Genomic DNA, 18,879 nt, shown 5'->3' with positions numbered 1-18,879 from the left:
GCGATGTTGCAGCCGTCCCGTCGGGCCGCTATGGAGTGAGGGAGCCATGAAACGCCGCCATTTCCTCGGCACCGCCGCAGCCATCCTGCCCGGCGCAGCCCTCGCCGCAGACGAGCCAGCAGTCGCTGAAGCCCAAGCTCCCCTCCTCCGCTTCGGCCTCATCGCCGATGCCCAGTACGCCGACGCCGACCAAGAGGGCGAGCGCCACTACCGCTCCACTCCGGAAAAACTGAAGCGCGCCGTGGAAATCATCCGAGCGGCGAAGCCAGAGTTCACCCTGCAACTCGGCGACTTCATCGACCGCGATTTCAAGTCCTTCGACACGATGCTGCCGATCATCAAGGAACTCGGGCACCCGGTGTATCACCTGCTGGGAAATCACGACTACTCGGTTGCGGACACTGAAAAGTCCCGCGTGGTGGCGACACTCGGCATGCCCCACGACTACTATACCTTTCGTAGTGGCAACATCCGCATCGTGATGCTGGATACCAATTCGATCTCGACCTACAAGTATCCCGCAAACACTCCCTCCGCCACCGCCGCGGCAGAGCAGCTGAAAGCCCTCGAAGCCACCGGCCAGCCCGGCGCGAAGCCGTGGAACGGCGGAGCATCCACCCCGCAGCTCGAGTGGCTCGACCGCGAACTCACCGCCGCCGACGTCGCCAAGGAGCGAGTGATCCTCTGCGGCCACCATCCTCTGATCCCCGCAGACATGCACCAGCTCTGGAACCACGAGGCCGTCCTCGCCGTGATCGACAAGCACCCCAGCGTCGTCGCGTGGTTCAATGGCCACAACCACGCCGGTGACTTCGTCGAACGCAAGGGCCTCCCCTACCTGACTTTCCGCTCAATGCTTCATCAACCGGAGAACACCGCATTCTCCATCGTCGACGTCCACGCCGACCGCATCGTCATCACCGGCCATGGCCGGGAGATTTCGCGCGTGCTGAAGGCCTGATCCCGGGCGCGAGTTTCAGGGCTCCACGAGAACCACGGCCCGCGGCCATGGTCGGGGATTACCGTGCCTTTGCCCCAAATCGAGGGAAAACCAAAGAATTGGTGCGAGATGTCGGGGTTTCGCGCGGGTTCTCGTTCATGTAATAATCCCTCCCTACGCGGACCGGCAGGCAAACCCAAGCCCCGCTTGCCCGGCAAACCCGCGGGGGGCATTCCCCAAGCAAGCCCACTCCATGAAACCCACCCCCGGAACTCCCGGTTGCGCCGCCGTCGCTCTCGTCGGCAGCCTCTTTCTTCTCGCCACGAGCGCCTCGCATGGCCAGCTCACCGTCTCGGACAGCGTCCAGACCTACGCAACGCTGACGAACACCGCTGTCACCGTCACCGGCAAGTCCGAGCTGCACATCACCGGCACCAGCAACCCGATCGCCGGCAGCACCATCAATCTCAATTCCGAGGATTCATGGCTGTGGTTCGACAATCTACGTCCCACCACCGCCGACGACTATCTCAGCCAGATCAAGGTCAACGGTGCCACCGCAGTGCACGGCACCAACGTGCGGGTGGTCCAGTATGGAAATGGCACCGTGATCACACCGTTCACGAATGCCGTCCAACCCCTCCAGACCTTCACCGATCCCAAGTTCAGCGGCGACTCGAAGTCCTACAGCCTCTACACCTACTACGATAGCGCCGCCGAGCTCGGCGTGATGAACCGCAATATCAGCTCTTTCAAGCTGAAACGCGGCTACATGGCGACCTTCGGAACGCAGACCAACGGCACAGGTATCAGCAAGGTTTACATCGCCCAGGACCACGACCTGACCATCGCCAACATGCCGGCGAATCTCGACAACGCCGTCCAGTTCGTCCGCGTCTTCCCTTGGCGTTGGGTTTCCAAGAAGGGCTCTTGCGACGTCTCGGCCGATGTCCTGAACGCGGCTTGGTTCTACAACTGGAACAACGACCAGAACTCAACGCTCAATTGGGAATACGTCCCCATCCGCCAGCAGCGCTACTGGCCGAGCCTCCCGACCGCCAAGACCAGCATCACCCACCTTTCCGGCTTCAATGAACCGGACAACTCGGTCGAGGATTCCTACACCAGCCTGGACAATGGCTCCCGCGACTCGGCCATCGCCGCCTGGCCCGAATTGCTCGCCACCGGTCTGCGCGTCGGCTCCCCCGCTTGTACGGACGGAGGGCGATGGTGGCTCTACGAATTCATGGACAAGGCCAACGCCGCCGGCCTGCGCGTGGATTACATCACCATCCACTTTTACCAGTGCGGACAGTCAGCAGCGAGTTTGAAGTCCTTCCTCCAGGAAATCTGGGACCGCTACCACAAGCCCATCTGGCTGACCGAGTTCAACAACGGCGCCAACTGGACCGGTTGCGGCGACCCCACCACGGACCAGAACGCCACGGCCATCGGCAACTTCATCGACATGATGGACGATACGCCGTGGATCGAGCGCTACGCCGTTTACAGCAATGTCGAGTGGCAGCGCAACATGACATGGGACGCCCGCTTCGACGGTGGCTCCGGCCTCACCCCTGCCGGCATCGTCTATCGCGACCAGAAGTCGCCCATCGGCTATCTCCAGGAAAGTTATCCCATGGGCGTGAAGCGCGGCGTGGTGCAGCTCACGCTCGATGGAAATACCAAGGACACCTCCGGCTACGACAACCGAGGCGTCTGCTACGGCGTGCCAACCTACACCGCCGGCCAGCATGGACAGGCTCTCGACTTCAATGGATCTAACAATCACGTCGAGCTGCCGCCCGCGATCGCCAATACCAATGCCTTCACCTTCGCCGCCTGGGTCAACTGGGACGGCGGCGCAGCCAACCAGCGCATCTTCGATTTCGGTAACGACACCACCCAGTTCTTCTTCCTGTCGCCAAATGTCGGCGGCGAAATGCGTGTTGGATTGAGAAACGGCTCCGGCACCACCGGCAGCATCGCGACTTCCGCACTCCCCTCCGGAAGCTGGCAGCACGTCGCCGTCACCATGCAGGGCAGCACCGCACGGATCTACCTCAATGGTGTGCAACAGGTGCAAGGCACGCTTTCCGACCCGGCCCTGTCCGGCACCATGCAGAACTATCTCGGCAAGAGCCAATGGGCCGCCGATCCGCTCTTCAACGGCAAGCTCGATGACGTCACGATCGCCGACTCCGCCATGAGCGCCGACCAGATCGCCGCGCTGATGGCGAATACCCTCCCGCCATTCGCCGCCCACTGGCAGGGCGATGTGGACGGCAGTTGGAGCACGAACAACGCCGGCAACACCAACTGGGTCACCGCTGCGGGTGGCTCGACCGATGCCGGACAAGCGCCCGCCATCAATACCGCGGTGAGTTTCTCTCCCGGTGGCGCCAGCCCATCCAGCACCACCTTGGGCGCTGACTTCACCATCGACAGCCTCTCCGTCACGACACCATCGCCCGTCGGCATCGGCGGCACTCACAACCTCACGATCGGTGCCACTGGCATCGAGATCGCAAGCAGCGCAGGCCCCACCGCCATCAATACCACCGGGCAGGTAAACGTGGGAGTCGATCAAACGTGGACGAACAACTCGGCGAACCCGCTCACCGTGAGCAGCGCCATCTCCGGCACCGCCGAATTGAGAGTCACCGGCGCTGGCACGGTCGCCCTCACCGGCACCAATCTCACCACCGGCAACCTTTCGATCTTCGGCGGCGGCACGGTGAGCGTGCCAAACATCGCCAGCACACTCGGCACCATGACTCGCGTCGGCATGGGCGGCGGAGGCCTCGAGGGAAAATTGGTCTACACCGGCAGCGGTGAGACATCGGGCCGGGTCCTAACCTTCCAAGGTGGCTTCGGCACTCCCGGCATGATCCTCGATCAGTCCGGCACCGGACTGCTGAAGTTCACCTCTAATACCGCCTCTATCGCCAGCGTCGCCAAAACGCTCACCTTACAGGGATCCTCCAGCGGTGCCGGTGAATTCGCCGGCATCATCGCCAATGGCAGCACCACTACTTCTCTGACAAAGGCAGGCTCCGGCATCTGGACGCTATCCGCCACCAATACCTACACCGGCACCACGGCACTGAATGCCGGCACCCTCGCCATCGCCAACAACGCCGCCTTGGGAACGAGCACCCTCGACTTCCGTGGCGGAGCCATCCAGTCGTCGGATGCCTCCACACGCACGATCGCCAATGCAATTTCGGTCAGCGCGGACGCTATCTTCAGCGGCACCGGCAACCTGCTCTTCACCGGCGCAGCCAATGCCGGCAGCCTTCCAAAAGCATTCATCGTGAACAATGCCCGCACCGAGCTCAGCGGCGTGCTGAGCGGCAGCGGCGCACGCTCGAAAGCGGGCTTCGGCAAGCTGGTGCTGAGCGGCGTGAATACCTACACCGGTGCAACCACCGTCAGCGCTGGCACCCTCGAGGTAAATGGTTCACTGGCCGTGGGCACCGCCGTCACTGTGGCGAATGGCGCCGTGCTCACCGGCACCGGCAGCGTGAAGGGCAGCACCGCCTTCGCCAATGGCTCCCGCTTCGGATGGTCGCTCGCTTCTAACAGCGCCACCGCCGGCAAACTTACCGCGGCAGCCGTCACCGTCACCAGCGGTGCGGGCGTGAACCTCACCTTCAATGGTCCGGGCAGCACCATCGATTTCACCGATGCATTCTGGACGCAGAGCCACAACTGGCAGGTGCTGGCGAGCACCGGCATGACCGGGGCCTTCGCCCTATCCACGGTCACCACCGATTCCGCAGGCCATTCCGCCGCGACGGCCGGAAGCTTCTACCTTCAGCAAACCTCGGGCGGCTTGAAGCTGTTCTTCTCCCCCATCGGCTCGCTGCCGCCCTCGGCTCCATCGGGCCTCACTACCTCGATCATGCCCGGCGGTGTCACGCTTGCTTGGAATTCCGTGGTGGATGCCGCCGGTTATAATGTCCTACGTTCCACCCATGCTGGCGGCCCCTACGAGATCGTCGCCACCGACATCGTCGGCTCCAGCTACACCGACCGCGCCGTCGCCAATGGCACGCCCTACTACTACGTGATCGTCGCGGTGAGCCCGAACGGCGAAAGCCCGCCAAGCGCCGAAATCGTCGCAACCCCACACCTCCCGTCGGTGATCGACAAGGCGGACAACGCCACCGATCTCAGCCTCGCCGCGAGCTGGTCAGGCGGTGTAGCCCCCAGCCCCTTCGATACCGCCCGCTGGAGCGGCCTCGCCGGCGCAAACTTCGTTCTAACAGGTTCCGACCTCCGCTGGAGCGGCCTCACCATCGGCGACACCGCCGGCGCGGTCACCATCGGCTCGGGCAATACGTTGACACTCGGCCAAGGTGGCATCGACATGAGTTCTGCCACGCAGAATCTCACCATCTCCTCCACCCTGGTGCTCGGCGCCGGCCAATCGTGGAAGGTGGCCACCGGTAAAACCTTTACCCTCGTCGGAAGCCCCCTCCGCAGCCCGGGCGCCACGCTCCTCGTCGACAAGAGCACCTTCACCGGCACCGTGACCGCCGCACTGCCGGTCACCGACGGAATCACTGGACCGTGGTCGATGGTGAAAAGCGCGGGCACCTCGGCCAATGGCGCGGCCGGAGGCTTCACCTTCGCCACTGTCAGCGGCGGCAACGTCGTTCCCTACACCTCAGCCACTCCACTAACCACCGGACTGTGGACAGCCCCGGGAGCGAACACGGTCAACTACGACGTCTCCGGCGCCACCCTGAACATGGGCGTCAGCCGCGTGGCAAAGACCCTGCGCTACACCGGCGCCGCCGCCACCACTTACACCGTAAACTCCGGCGCGACCCTAACGGTGAATGGCATGCTGAACGCAGGCGGCGGACTCTGGACCTACAATCCCGGAGTGATCATCGGATCATCCGGTAATAACGAGCTGGTTCTCGGATCAGGCACCGCCGGACTTGCGCTGACCGGCATCATTGCCAATGGCCCAGCCGCCAGCTCAGTCACCGTCGCAGGACAAGGCACCGTCACGCTTTCCGGAGCGAACACCTACACCGGAGGAACCTACGTCAGCTCGGGCAAACTGGTCGCCTCCCCCACCGCGCTCAATAGCGGCCCCATCACCATCCAGAGTGCCGGCACGCTCACCTTCAATGGCAACAACCTGACGAGCACCAGCGCCGTGTCCGGCTCCGGAGCGATCCTCAACGACACCGCGAATACGATCGTCTTCACCGGTGACCACTCCGGCTTCACCGGCAGCTTCACCCACACCGCAGGTGCCAATAACACCCAGTTCAACTCGGCCACCTCCGGCAGCCCGGACGCCGCCTACACCATCACTGCCGGCGAATTGATCTTCGCTCTCAACGGCAACTACACGGTGAAGATGGGCTCGCTGGCCAGCACCGGCGGAAACATCCGCGGCGGAAACAGCGCCACCGGCACCACCACCCTAGAAGTGGGCCAACTGGGCACAAACACGTCGATCGTCGGCAACCTCAACAACGGCACCACCAAGGTCATCGCCCTCACGAAAGTGGGCACCGGCATCCTGACCGTCCTCGGCCCTAACAACTACTCCGGCGGCACCACGATCAGCCGCGGCACATTGATGGCCAACGGCACCCTAACCGGCACCGGCACAGCTGCCGTCAACAATGGTGGCGCGCTCGCAGGCACAGGCACCGTAAGCGCACCAGTCACCGTAGCAGGCGGCGGCACCCTGTCTCCCGGCAACGGCAGCGGCGGTGTGCTCACCCTCGCCGGCGCCGTGTCGCTGCAAGATGGCAGCGCCTTGGAAATCGGACTCGGCACCAATTCCAGCCGGCTCGCCGTGGGTGGAGCCTTCTCCGCGGACGGCAGCGTCACCGTGAACCTGAAGGCCTTGGCCGGCTTCGGCCCCGGAACCTATCAGCTCATCACCGGAGCCACCGGCATCAGTGAAACGAATTTCACCGTCGGCACAATCCCCGCCGGTTACGCCTGTGTGCTCACAGCGAACGCTGGCACCTTGTCAGCCACCGTAGCCATTCCCCCCGCCATCCCAGCCTCCCTAACCGCGACCGGCGACACGTCGGAGATCGTATTGAATTGGACCGCTTCGCCATCAGCCGCCAGCTACAATATCAAGCGCTCGACCGAAGCAGGCAGCGGCTATTCAACCATCTCCACCGGCGTCACCACTGCCAACTACATCGACGCGGGCCTCACCGTGGGCACCACCTACTACTACGTCGTGTCCGCAGTGAATACGCTCGGAGAAAGCGCCGATTCAAATGAAGCAAGCGCCCTCGTCCTCAGCGCCAGCGAATCGTGGCGCAAGCAACACTTCGGCTCGACCGAGGAAACCGGCGACGCGGCCGACGCGGCCGATCCCGATGGCGATGGCCTGTCCAACCTGATCGAATTCGCCCTCGGCACCCTTCCGAATCAGTCATCAGCAGACACCGCACCTGAAGTCTCCGTTATCAATGGCAAGCTGACGATCACCGCGACCCGCAATACCGGAGCGATCGATGTAGTGATGACGATTCTCGCAAGCGACGACCTCACATCGGAGAACTGGCAACCCATCGCCCGCAGCGCCGGTGGTTCTCCCTTCACGGACATCATCCAGAATCTTCCCACCGGAGCCACGATTCAGGAAACTGGCACCGGAGCCACCCGCACGGTGCAAATCAGTGACATCCAAATGACCAACGATCCGGCGCATCCCAAGCGCTTCCTCAAGCTTCAAGTCGAGCGTTGAGATCGGAGGACACTTGACGAAGGCCCCTTGGGAAAGGCCGCCGCGCGCTCCCGTGCGTGGCGACCTTCCCCTGTCTCCTCCTACGGGTGCCATGAGAAATCAAAACTCCACCTTGAGGCGGGCAAAGAGCTTGCCACCAGGCGGCAGAGGAAAGCTCACCGTCCACACCTCACCGCCCGGACTGGCCTCCGTGGCGATGACGACGCCATCCTCGCCGTCCGCCGCGGTGAATGGAAAGTCGAGCTCTGAACCGTATTCGATGACCGGCTCTACCGAAGAAGCGCCGGCACTGCGCTCGAAAGTGAAGATGAAGCGATCACCCGAAATCCTGCCGGTGGGTTTCCCCGCCGGCTGACCGGAAACCAGCGGATCTCCATCAAGGAAGAATTCCAGGGCATTCGCGAAGCCATCACCATCAGGATCAGCCTCAGGCAGCTCATCGCCTGCATTCGCCCACTCGTAATTCGATGCCCAGCCGGCATACGGCGACGCACTGGGCGTGACCGCGATCTTGTTCCCCTGATAGGCATAGTCGATGGCGTAACCATCACCTCCCTCGATCGAAGCGAAGCCACCGCCACTACGAGTCCCGTAGGTCGCGATAACATACGGCTGCGTCAAGGGCGGACCATCGGGAAGCTCGATCCGCAACGTTGCGCCTTCGACCTTCAGGTCACCAGCGACGGCGAGCAAATCACCGGACGTGGCCGTGAGTTCAATCGCCAGCGTCCCACTCACGACTGCATCATCCTCCACGGTCAGCGTCCCGACTCCATGGCCCGGCGCGATCGTTCCGGCCGCCGTCACCGATCCACCTAGCGTGCCCGCGCCGGCGATCGCGCCGCCTTCTTGGACAGTCACATCGGAGGCCACAAGCTCATCATCGATATACAAGGTGCCACCTTCGACCACAGTTGCCCCCGTATAGTAGCAAGTCCCTGCGCAGGTGAGCGAGCCAACTCCGCGCTTCGTCAGTCCGCCACCCCCATCGAGCAGATCCACCGTGAAGCCCACCTCATGCTCCGTGAAGCCGCTGTTGATCTGTGGTGTGGTATCAATGAAAAGGCCGCCATCTTCGACTCTCACGGTGTCGATGCCAGCCAGCAAATCGAGATCGTTTGCTCGCGGCGTAAGCGTGCCGCCATTGAATACAAAACTGGTGGCCCCGGTGCTCTCGCCCTTCAGGATGTGGCTCGCAGTGAGGGTGCCGCCATTGAGCTCGAAGGTCGCACTGGCCGAGTCCGCATAGCCGAGGAACAGCGTGGAAAAGACCGCGATCGAACTGCTGCCGGTGAGCGTCCAGGTGGCGGTGGCATTGCCACTTTCACCGAGATAGGTGTCAGTGGACATGTTGATGAAGTAGCCGCCGCTTTGCAGGACGGTTGCGCTGCTTCCATTCCCGCGACCGATGGCAACATGCGTGCCGGGCATCGTCGGCAGCTTGTTGAAGGAACCGCTTCCACTGAGCTTGAAGGTTCCGCTGGCCCCGTCTGCTCCGACGATGAACCAATCATGGGAATTCGCCGCGGCGTGACCATTGAAATCAAACTCGCCTGTCGCCCCGGCCCCACTGCCAATCTTCCATGGCACCATGCAGTTCATGAAACCCGACGACTGAACGTATTCGCCGATGCTGCCATTCCCCTCACCGACGACCACGCTGCCCGCACCGACACGGTTGATGAAGCCATTGTAGAATTTGAAACTGCCACTCCCGCCGGTGCCGCCAATCGTCATCGGCCCGTTGGAGAAGAACTGGCCATTGTCCAACTCGAACGTGCCTGAGCCGCCCGATTGCTGCCCGAGGGAAAGAGCACCGTTGCAGGTGAGCATCTGGCCGGGCGTGATGCCGAAGTTGCCTTCGGACACGTTGAGCGCGCCCACCGTGCGGACATCGGTCAGCCAGACTATCCCTCCATTGGCGACGATCGCGGTATCACCGCCGCCGGGCAGAACGCCGCCGGTCCATTTGGAGGTCTCGTTGAAGTCGCCTTCACCCCCCGACCACGAGATATTCGCGGCATGGAGCGGAGTGGCGAGCAGGATAGCCGTCGCCAAGGCCTGAAGCGAGCGACGGTTGATTGGGGAAGTGGTGAAGCGGGTTTGTACGGGGATCGAGGGCAACCTGTTTTTCACGATCGCCCGATATCCGTCCGCCATGACGATCTCCACCCGGATGGGACGAAGGGGTGTGTCCGCGTGACGAAAGCGTCATGGAAAGGATCAACCCGCGCCGAGACGCTCCTGAAGATCACGGAGCGGAGCCGTCATGTCCACGCGTGCACCGGACTTCAGGATCACGCAATAGCTCCCCGCTCCCATCGGCTGCACCTCCCGCAGACGGGAGAGATTGATGATGGCCGAGCGGCTCACGCGCATGAAGCCATTTGGCTCCAGGCGCCCTGTCATCGCCGCCATGGTCTCGCGAACGATATGCCGCTCGCTCCCGCAATGGAGCACCAGGTAGTTTCCCGCCGCCTCGACATGATCGATCTCTGCGGCGCGGACGAAGAGGATGCGCTCCGGCGACTTCACCAGCACACGCGGCCCGCCATCCACCGCGTGCAGGTGCGACTTCAACTGCGCGAGCCCGCCATCGGAGCCCGATGCCAGCCTCTCGCGGGCCCGGGCCACCGCTTCCTTGAAACGCGATGCCTTGAACGGCTTCAGCAGGTAGTCCACTGCACTCACTTCAAAGGCCCGGACCGCATGCGTGTCGTAGGCCGTGGTGAAGATCACTGCTGGCGCAGGATCGGATGGTAGCTCCTCCAACACATCGAAGCCACTCAGGCGCGGCATCTGGATATCGAGAAAGAGCAGCTCCGGCCGTAGTTCCGTGCACATGGCCAGGGCACTCTCTCCATCAGCAGCTTCCCCCGCGATCTCGACGTCCGGCTCACTGCCTAACAAGCCACGCACCCGCTCGCGAGCCAGCTCTTCGTCGTCCACGATCACGCAGCGGATCTTTTTCATGAGGCGGAAGTGTGGGCGGGAAGCTCGATGATCATGCGGACACCGCCCCCCGGCGGTTCCTCAGAGCGGAAAGCGTGCCGTCCGGGATAGAGTGCCGCCAGCCGCTCGCGGATGCTTGCGAGCCCGATGCCACTGCCGGAGCCGCCCTTCGAAGGATCGAGTCCCACGCCATCATCCTCGATGCGGATGACCAGCCTCTCCCCTTCCACCGCGGTGGTGATTCGCACACAGCCTCCCTGACCACGCGGCTCGATACCGTGATGAATGGCGTTTTCCACCAAGGGCTGCACCAGCAGCGCGGGCACCAGCAGCCCAAGCGTATCACGGTTGATCTCGCGTTCCACCTTCAGCCGCTCACCGAAGCGCATCCGCTGCAGATCGAGGTAGCGATCGATGAAATGCAGCTCCTCGCGCAATGGAATCTCCGCCTGCCGTTCTCCATCGAGCGCGATGCGTAGCAGCTCGCTGAGCGAGGTGATCATCTCCTCGGCCCGCTCCGGGTCCTTCCGAGTGAGCGTCGCGATCCCATTGAGCGTGTTGAAAAGGAAATGCGGCTGGAGCTGGGCTTGCAAGGCACGCGCCCGCGCCATGGCGTGACTGGAATCGAGCAATGCCGCCCGTTCGTTCTCCCGCCGCGCCGTCCGCAGGAAGATCCCCGCATGAGCGGCGATCAGCAGCGCTCCGAAAGCGAACGCATCTAACAAGATCGCGGAATCCCCCGGCGACTTGGCCAGCCCGCCGAGCGCGGCCTTCGAGCGGCTGGCGATCTTCGCCCACCTCGCCTCGATCCGTTGTTTCATCTCCTCGCGGGTGAAGATCATCCCCGGCAGCTTTCGTGGATCGACTTCCGGCGGCAGACCGAAAGCCTCGGGTAGCTCGATCTGCGGATCGCGGCCGATTTCGCGCGCCAGCGGGATGCCAAACTCACCACCGGGCGTCTTGTCGAAGCCGGGAGGAAACCACGTTTCCACCGCGGGCATGGGCGCCAGGATCGGCTGCTGCCGTGCCGCACGGTCTTGGAACGCGGCACTCAGCCCCACGAAGAGCGCACCCGCCACGAGGAGCACCATGCCGTTCCGCCACTTCGCTGTTCCGAACAGCGGAAATCGGAACGCGGTCCACAGCACGTACGGCGCGAGTAGTAGCCACGGCATCCACGGCAGGAGCTGCTGGTGCATCAGCAACCGCGAGGCCGACACATCCAGCGAGCCACCCGCTCCCATCTCCACGAAGATCACGCGGCTCGTCGGCTCGCGCAGGGCGAACCACCACACCGCCACGACAGCCAGCATGGTCCACGTCACAAAGAACGCCACCGGCAGCCACCGTGGCAAGGCACCGGCGCGAGATGAAGACAGGGTCATCGGCGCAGTCATTATGAAGGATCACCACCCCGAGGCGGCGCGCATTGGGACGAACTAGCGGGCGGCGGGGACGAAGGCACCAAAAATCGGGATGGCGGCACCCCACTCGATCGGAGGATCGACGCGGTCGCCGGTTTCATCCAGCGTGATGAAATGAAACCCACGTTCATGCTCGTCGCCTTGCTCCCGGCCATCGCATTCGCCGAGCCGGAACTTCGCCAAGGCCGCTTTCACACGCCGGAGCAGGCGAAAGCGGAGATGGACGCACGGTGGCAGGACTACGGCACCCACGACGGCTGGACCAAGCGGGCAGCAGAGATCCGCCAAGGCATCTTGGAAGGAGCCGGCCTCTGGCCGCTGCCGGAGCGAAAGCCGCCAGCAGTGATCCGCCATTCAGAGCAGAAGCAAGCTGGCTATACCGTGGAGAATATAGCGCTGGAAACCGCTCCCGGCTTCTACCTCTGCGGCAATCTTTACCTGCCGGAGCAGCGCGAGAAGATGCCGGTGGTTCTCTGCACCCATGGTCACGGGCCACCAGACCCTCTGACGCATGGCCGCTTCACCGAAGCCATGCAGAAGCGCAGTGGTGCCTTGGCGCGCATGGGCTGCGCGGTTTTCGTCTATGAGATGGTCGGCTACGGTGAGTCGGCCATCGCGGGCTGGAAACATGGAGTGAGCGGGCAGGAGCTGCGACTTCAACTTTGGAATTCGATCCGCGCACTCGATTTCATGCTCTCCCTCCCCGGTGTGGATCCCACAAAGGTAGGAGTGACCGGCGAATCCGGCGGTGGCACGCAGTCCTTCCTTCTGGCAGCAGTGGACAGTCGCGTCACGGCATCGATGCCCTGCGTGCAAGTGTCATCGTGGTTCTATGGCGGCTGCACCTGTGAAAGCGGCCTGCCCATCCACGTGCGTCCCGACCACGTGGCAAACAATGCCGAGATCGCCGCCGTTATGGCCCCCAAACCGTTGCTCGTGATTTCCGACGGCAAGGACTGGACCCAAAATGTCCCCGAGCTGGAACTGCCATACTTGAAGCGGATCTACACACTCTTCGGGAAAGAAGACGCAGTGGAAAACGCCCACTTCAAGGACGAGGGGCACGACTACGGCCCATCCAAGCGCGCGGCGATGTATCGCTTCTTGGCGAAGACTTTCGCCCTCGATGACACGAAGGCGGACGAGGCAAGCGTCCCGGTGCTACCGGGCGCATCGCTGAGAGTCTTCGATGAGAACCACCCTCGACCGAAGAACGAGGTGCCACCGAACTCCGAGGTGAAACTTCATTAAGGGGTGTCGACGTTCCGTCGACGCGTCCACACGCCCAAAAGCTTTGCCGTTTCCCCAGCCGCCGCTGCCCCTTTCGCCGCATGCACCGGATAGGATGGAGCTTCTGAAATTCGCCGGAAGAATGCCACCGTAGTCTGCCCCAATTGCCATGAAACCCTACGTTCCCTTCACCCTCGCCCTAGCTGCGGCACTCTCACTCCCCGCCTCCGCACAAGAGCGCCCGAAGCTCCAAATCATTAACGGCAGCAAGCAGACAATCGATGTCTTCTGGATGAAGTCGGACACCGAGCCAGTGGCCAATGGCAGCCTGGAACCCGGCAAGGACACCGTCATCACCACCTCGCCGGGTCACAAGTTCCAGATGATCGGCCGCGACGACAAAACGGAAGCCACCGTCACTTCGCAGGTGCCCGTGCAGGGCTTCCGCTTCGATCCACCGGACAAGGAAGGCATCCCCGCCTTCTACACGCAGTCCCTGCGCCTGCGCGGCTTCCCCATCGTCGCCTCTGCCAAGGTGAATCCCTACGCCCTGAAGGAAGCAGCCTTCCTCTGCGACCTGATGCTAGGGAAGCGCCCGGACGTGCTGGAGGCCATGGTGAAAAGCGGAGCGCGCCTGTGCATCATGGCGCATGACGAATACACCACCGATCTTCCGGAGTTCGCCCACATGGGTGACGAGCCCATGCATGGCTTCGAGGAATTTTCCGGCAAGGACTTCTGGGACGCCCGCGCCCGCGGCACCGGCGGCAGCGAGACCGATCCGTTTTGCACGTGCGCCGAGGAGAACCTGTTAGGCTTCGAGGGCGACCCGTATTCCACCGAGAACATCCTCATCCACGAGTTCGCCCACAATATCCACCTGCGCGGCCTCAACAACGTCGACCCCACCTTCGACAAGCGCCTGAAGGACACCTACGACGCCGCGATGAAGGCCGGCCTGTGGAAGGGCAAGTACGCCAGCACCAATCACCACGAGTATTTCGCGGAAGGCGTCCAATCGTGGTTCGACAACAACCGCGAGAACGACCACGACCACAATCACGTCAACACCCGCGCGGAGCTGATCGAATACGATCCCGGCCTCGCCGCCATGTGCCGCGAGGTCTTCAAGGACACCGAGTTCAAATACACCAAGCCCGCCACCCGCCTCACCGGCCACATGCAGGGCTACGAGCCCTCCAAAGCCCCCCACTTCGTCTGGCCCGCAAGGCTGGATGCCATCAAAGCCGCGATCCGCGACAACGCCGCCGCACGCGACAAGGCGGCGAACGGCGGATAGTCACTCAGGCAGTGCCACCTTCGGCTTCTTGCCGTTCCAGTATGGCTGCGCCGGATCGAGAATGCTTTTACCGTCGGCCGTGACCACTTCACCTTTCGCTGTGATCGTCTCGATCTTCAAGGAGCCATCGATCCGCAGGATAACCGCCTTGCCGCCGAGAGGACCGGGATCGAACTCAAGCTTGCCGGGCACCAACGGCGCGAATGCCAATGGGATGGACGGATCATTGGACGTGGTGAGTCCCGTGACGTAGGCGATCCCGCACTCACCTTTGGCCAGTGCCTTCGAGTCATCCTTGAAATCGTCGTCCGGCGCTTTGGCCCCGCCGATCTGGAAGATCTTTTCGGTCTTCACGCCCATGGCCAGGAGCTGGCGGAGATAGGCATTCGAAGAGCCTCCCTTGAAGGTAAGGGTCGTGCCGGTGGCGTCGGTCACGTCTTGCGCGGTCTCGTCATTGGGAAAGGCACCGTAGTCGGTGTCAAAATCGATTAACGACAAGTAAAGCTGCTTGAGGTTTTTGACCGTGGACGCCGCATTCATTCGCGCGGCATCTACGTTCTCTGGTTCAGCAGCGGGCTTTGCCTCGGGCTCCGCACCAGCCGGAACGGCGAACGCGAGCAAAAGAATGGCAGGAAGGAAGGTCTTCATCACGGATTCTTGGATCCCTTCTATTTGGTCCCTCACAACACGACGCGACAAGAACCAACCGAACGTCTTGAGTCCCCGTCATCAACCACGAAACCCGAACCGGAAAACAAAAAAGCCTCCCGGATCCGGAAGGCTTTCTTTGGAAAACTGGAGCGGGCGATGAGATTCGAACTCACGACATCCACCTTGGCAAGGTGGCGCTCTACCACTGAGCTACGCCCGCGTCGCGAAACGCGTGCGCGCTTTCTACATGCGCGCCCCGCGCGGGCAAGAGAAAACTGCCATCAAATTGTCACCTTTTTCCAGAGGCCTTGAAACTCCGACGTTCCACGGCCTCATCACTTCGTCATGTCCGGCCGCGGAGGAGGCTGCGGCACCGGCCGAGGATCCTTTTCAATGAGCTCCTGAAGGTGTTTTACCGCCGCTTCCAGCTGCGAATCGGCACCCCCAAAGGTGGCATGCGGCAGGTTGTCCACGGTCACATCGGGCTCGATCCCGGTGCCCTCGATCAACCACTGGCCCTCGGGGCTATACACCCCGATCTCCGCAGCGCTGCACATGCCGTTGTCGATCAACCAACGCTGCGCATTCAGCCAAATCTGCCCGCCCCAAGTGCGGGTCCCGAAAACCTTCCCGAGGCCGAGCCGGCGGAAGCCCTCGGAAAACGCCTCGCCATCGCTGGCGGTGAACTCGTTGCAGATCACGGCCAAATGACCGCGGAAAGCGTACTGCATGTTCGAATACGGCTGACCGGTTCGCGGTGCCCAGTGGAACCACGCTTTCCGCAGCAAGCGGCCCAGGATCCACGAGTCGGTATTGCCGCCGCGGTTGTGGCGCATGTCGATGACCAGGCCCTGACGGTCGAAGATCGGATAGAAATTGCGCGCCCACTCCAGGATGCTCTCCGCTCCCATGTTCCGCAGGTGCACGTAGCCGATCTTCCCCTGCCCCAGCCGCTCCGTCTCCATGCGGCGCGTGTATTCCCACTCCGCATAGCGCAGCTCTGCGGCATCGTCCGGCGAAAGCGGCTTCACCAGCACATTGCGACGCAGACCGCCGGGCGAGAGAATGTCTAACAGCACCGGCTGCCCTGCCTTCTGCGCGAGCCATTCCTGCGGGTGCTCCGCTCCTTTCAATTCGCGGCCATTGATCGCCACGATCACCTCACCCTCCTTCACGGCCACGCCCGGCTTCGCCAGCGGGCTGCTCTCACCCGGATACTCGGGCTCGGTGGCGTAGATGTGATCCACTCGCCAGCCACCGCTTGCAGCATCGCGGGAAAGCTTCGCGCCCAGCGCCGAGGGCTGGACCTTCTCCGGCCCCTCGCGCTCGTCGCCGAAGCGCACGAAAATGTGCAGCGCACTCAGCTCGCCCGACATCTCATGGAGGATCTCCGCGAGATCCGAGCGATCCGCCACGCGGTCCACCAGCGGCTCGTACTTCTTCCGCACCGCCACCCAATCGAGCCCGTGCATCTTCGGATCCCAGAAGAAGTCCCGCAGCATCCGCCAGGACTCCTGATAGATCTGCCGCCACTCTTCCTTCGGCTCGATCTCGAAGCTCCAGTGATCCAGCGGCACTTCCTTCTCCAGCTTCGCCGGGCAGTCCCCTGCAGACGCGACCACGTAAAACGCATCGCCCTTCCGCAACGCCATCCACTTGCCATCGTAGGAAAGTTCCCACCCCTTGGTCTCTTCGGCGAAGAGCTTCGGCTTCGCCTCCTCATGCGAAATGTCCAGGCGCATTAGGCGTCCCTTGTTCTCATTGCCGGTCCCCTGCGCGTGGTAGAATAGATGCTTCGCCGTCGCCGCCAGGTCCGAGAGATTCCCGGAAACACCCGGCACCTCATAAAGGCGTGCGGCGAGCCCATCCGGATCGATCGCCACGGCCGGCACCGCCGCCGGCTTGTCGTCCTTCTTCTCATCTTTCTTTTCCTCCTTCGGCTCGTTCGCGAGCTCATCCGGAGGATTGAAGGGAAAGCGGCCCTCCTTTGTTAGACCCAGCGCATAGATGCGCGTGCTCTCGGAGAAATACGGCTCCGGCTGGCGTGGCCCCCACGGACTCTTCACCAGCGACTTCAGCTCGCGATCACTGAGGAAATACAGCCACTTCCCGTCCGGCGACCACGCGGGCGACCAGCTCATCACCCGGTCGCTCGTGGCCTCGATGATACTGCCATCCGTCACGTGATAGAGGTGGATGCGGCTGAAGGTGTTCAGCGCCGGCTCCACGAAGGCCAGCCATTGGCCATCCGGCGACCACGCGAGATCGGAAAAGCCGTGCATCTGCGAAGTGCTCACCTTCACCGATTGCTTCGTCGTTAGATCACGCACCCACAGCTCCAGATTCTTGTCGTGCCAGGCGAGCCTCTTGCCATCCGGTGAGCACAGCGGAGGAAACCGGAAAACATTGCCATCCTGCGTCAGCGATTCCGGCGCGCCGATGCCATTGGCCGGCAGCTTCGTCATCTCGATCTCGCCGGTCTCATCGGTCTGCGCCACCAGCGACTTGCCATCTGGCAGGAAGCTCGCCTCGCGGAAACGCACATTCGCCGGGCGCGGGATTTCCACCAGCCGCCCACCCGGCTTCACCGGCGCCACGAAAATGCTGCCCCGCGCCGTCAGCACGATCTTTTCTCCATCCGGCGAAACGCTGAAGCGCGTCAGGTAGTCGAAGGGCTTCTTCACCCAGCGGTCGCGCGTCTGATCAAAGTCCGACGTCAACGTCACCGGGATCTCCGCGTCCTTGCCATCGCCCGGCGTGAACACTCGCAGCGTCCCCGCGTATTGATAGACGATCCGCCCCTCGTGGAAATCCGCGTAGCGGATGTCGAAGTCATCGTGATGGGTCAGCGCCTTCACGTCCTTCCCGTCCGCCGTCATCGTCCACAGGTTCATCGTCCCGCTGCGGTCGCTCAGGAAATAAAGGCGGTCCTTGTCCCACATCGGCCGCTTCGAGGTGCCCTTGAAATCACCTGTTAGAGGCACCGCCTCTGCAGCCCCCTCATCATAGCGCCACAGGTTCTGCACCGTCCCGCCCTGGTAGCGCTTGGTGCTGCTCCCTTGGAACGGCAGCCGGGTGAAGACCAGGCGCTTGCCGACATCGTCGAAATCGCCATCGCTCGCCTGCGCCAGCGGCAGCAGGGTTTCCTCCCCACTCGCGGGATCGATCGCCACCAGCTGGTCATTCGGCAGCGTCGAGTAGCCCCGGGTGGTCACCAGCACCTTCCCGTCAGCCGTCCAGCCGACCGGGCGCGCATTCTCGCCGTCCCAGGTGAGCCGCTTCGGCAGTCCCCCGGCGAGCGGCATCACATAGGCCTCGCCCGTTCCCTCATACTCGGCGGAAAAGGCGACCCATTTCCCATCCCGCGAGATCGTCGGGAAGGACTCGAGGCCCGGATGGGAAGTCAGCCGCTGGGCCGAGCCGCCGGTCACCGGGACCCTCCACAGGTCGCCCTCGGCGGTGAAAACGACCGTCTCGCCATGAATGGCCGGGGTCCGGAAAAAGCCCGTCGCGCCGTGGGCGGAGGCGATCAGGGCGACGTAAACAAGCGCACGGGGGAACAGCATGGTCGGGAAATGCACGAAACGTGCCCGGGTGGCAATCCCGCCCCCCGCGGCATCACCCAATCGGGAGA

9 protein-coding genes and 1 tRNA gene are annotated in these 18,879 nt (G+C 62.9%); 4 read left to right on the top strand and 6 right to left on the bottom strand.

Annotated elements, in window-relative coordinates; all coding sequences use genetic code 11:
• Positions 1-46 precede the first annotated feature (46 nt).
• A complete protein-coding gene (locus WKV53_RS22200; protein WP_341407005.1) occupies positions 47-961 on the top strand; it encodes a metallophosphoesterase in 915 nt (304 codons plus the stop codon).
• Between the two features lie 232 nt (positions 962-1,193).
• Positions 1,194-7,688 carry a LamG-like jellyroll fold domain-containing protein gene (locus WKV53_RS22195; RefSeq protein WP_341407004.1) on the top strand — a complete coding sequence of 2,165 codons (6,495 nt, stop codon included), beginning with the start codon at positions 1,194-1,196 and terminating at the stop codon, positions 7,686-7,688.
• Between the two features lie 99 nt (positions 7,689-7,787).
• Here the strand turns inward: WKV53_RS22195 and WKV53_RS22190 are convergent, their stop codons facing one another.
• The 3 genes from WKV53_RS22190 to WKV53_RS22180 all read right to left on the bottom strand — a co-directional run bounded on the left by WKV53_RS22190 (position 7,788) and on the right by WKV53_RS22180 (position 12,025).
• Entirely contained in the window at positions 7,788-9,824 is a 2,037-nt protein-coding gene (locus WKV53_RS22190) for an autotransporter outer membrane beta-barrel domain-containing protein (RefSeq protein ID WP_341407003.1), read from the bottom strand.
• 87 nt (positions 9,825-9,911) lie between these two features.
• Complete coding sequence (locus WKV53_RS22185) at positions 9,912-10,661, bottom strand: LytR/AlgR family response regulator transcription factor (protein WP_341407002.1); 750 nt, start codon at positions 10,659-10,661, stop codon at positions 9,912-9,914.
• Positions 10,658-12,025, bottom strand: a complete 1,368-nt coding sequence (locus tag WKV53_RS22180) for a histidine kinase (protein ID WP_341407001.1) — start codon at positions 12,023-12,025, stop codon at positions 10,658-10,660. Before WKV53_RS22180 ends, WKV53_RS22185 begins: the two co-directional genes overlap by 4 nt.
• Positions 12,026-12,178: 153 nt before the next feature.
• Between WKV53_RS22180 and WKV53_RS22175 the strand changes: the two genes are divergently transcribed.
• Entirely contained in the window at positions 12,179-13,315 is a 1,137-nt protein-coding gene (locus WKV53_RS22175; RefSeq protein WP_341407000.1) for an alpha/beta hydrolase family protein, read from the top strand.
• Between the two features lie 148 nt (positions 13,316-13,463).
• Positions 13,464-14,594 (top strand): hypothetical protein, encoded by a 1,131-nt coding sequence (locus WKV53_RS22170; protein ID WP_341406999.1) that lies wholly within the window; start codon positions 13,464-13,466, stop codon positions 14,592-14,594.
• On the opposite strand, the gene WKV53_RS22165 is transcribed toward WKV53_RS22170, so the two are convergent.
• The 3 genes from WKV53_RS22165 to WKV53_RS22155 all read right to left on the bottom strand — a co-directional run bounded on the left by WKV53_RS22165 (position 14,595) and on the right by WKV53_RS22155 (position 18,811).
• Positions 14,595-15,242, bottom strand: a complete 648-nt coding sequence (locus WKV53_RS22165) for a hypothetical protein (protein ID WP_341406998.1) — start codon at positions 15,240-15,242, stop codon at positions 14,595-14,597.
• 148 nt (positions 15,243-15,390) lie between these two features.
• Positions 15,391-15,465, bottom strand: a tRNA-Gly gene (locus tag WKV53_RS22160).
• Between the two features lie 115 nt (positions 15,466-15,580).
• Positions 15,581-18,811, bottom strand: a complete 3,231-nt coding sequence (locus tag WKV53_RS22155; protein ID WP_341406997.1) for a S41 family peptidase — start codon at positions 18,809-18,811, stop codon at positions 15,581-15,583.
• Between the last annotated feature and the right edge of the window lie 68 nt (positions 18,812-18,879).

This window comes from Luteolibacter sp. Y139 (assembly GCF_038066715.1).
In the GTDB taxonomy this organism is placed as follows: domain Bacteria; phylum Verrucomicrobiota; class Verrucomicrobiia; order Verrucomicrobiales; family Akkermansiaceae; genus Haloferula; species Haloferula soli.
The sequence above is the reverse complement of the archived record's forward strand: the minus strand, read 5'-3'. Positions and strand labels throughout refer to the sequence as shown.

What these genes read in the sequence shown, in the direction of transcription:
- WKV53_RS22200 (WP_341407005.1), top strand. Translation starts at nt 47, where the DNA reads ATGAAACGCCGCCATTTCCTCGGCACCGCCGCAGCCATCCTGCCCGGC.
- WKV53_RS22195 (WP_341407004.1), top strand. Translation starts at nt 1,194, where the DNA reads ATGAAACCCACCCCCGGAACTCCCGGTTGCGCCGCCGTCGCTCTCGTC.
- WKV53_RS22185 (WP_341407002.1), bottom strand. Translation starts at nt 10,661, where the DNA reads ATGAAAAAGATCCGCTGCGTGATCGTGGACGACGAAGAGCTGGCTCGC.
- WKV53_RS22180 (WP_341407001.1), bottom strand. Translation starts at nt 12,025, where the DNA reads ATGACCCTGTCTTCATCTCGCGCCGGTGCCTTGCCACGGTGGCTGCCG.
- WKV53_RS22175 (WP_341407000.1), top strand. Translation starts at nt 12,179, where the DNA reads ATGAAACCCACGTTCATGCTCGTCGCCTTGCTCCCGGCCATCGCATTC.
- WKV53_RS22170 (WP_341406999.1), top strand. Translation starts at nt 13,464, where the DNA reads ATGAAACCCTACGTTCCCTTCACCCTCGCCCTAGCTGCGGCACTCTCA.
- WKV53_RS22165 (WP_341406998.1), bottom strand. Translation starts at nt 15,242, where the DNA reads ATGAAGACCTTCCTTCCTGCCATTCTTTTGCTCGCGTTCGCCGTTCCG.
- WKV53_RS22155 (WP_341406997.1), bottom strand. Translation starts at nt 18,811, where the DNA reads ATGCTGTTCCCCCGTGCGCTTGTTTACGTCGCCCTGATCGCCTCCGCC.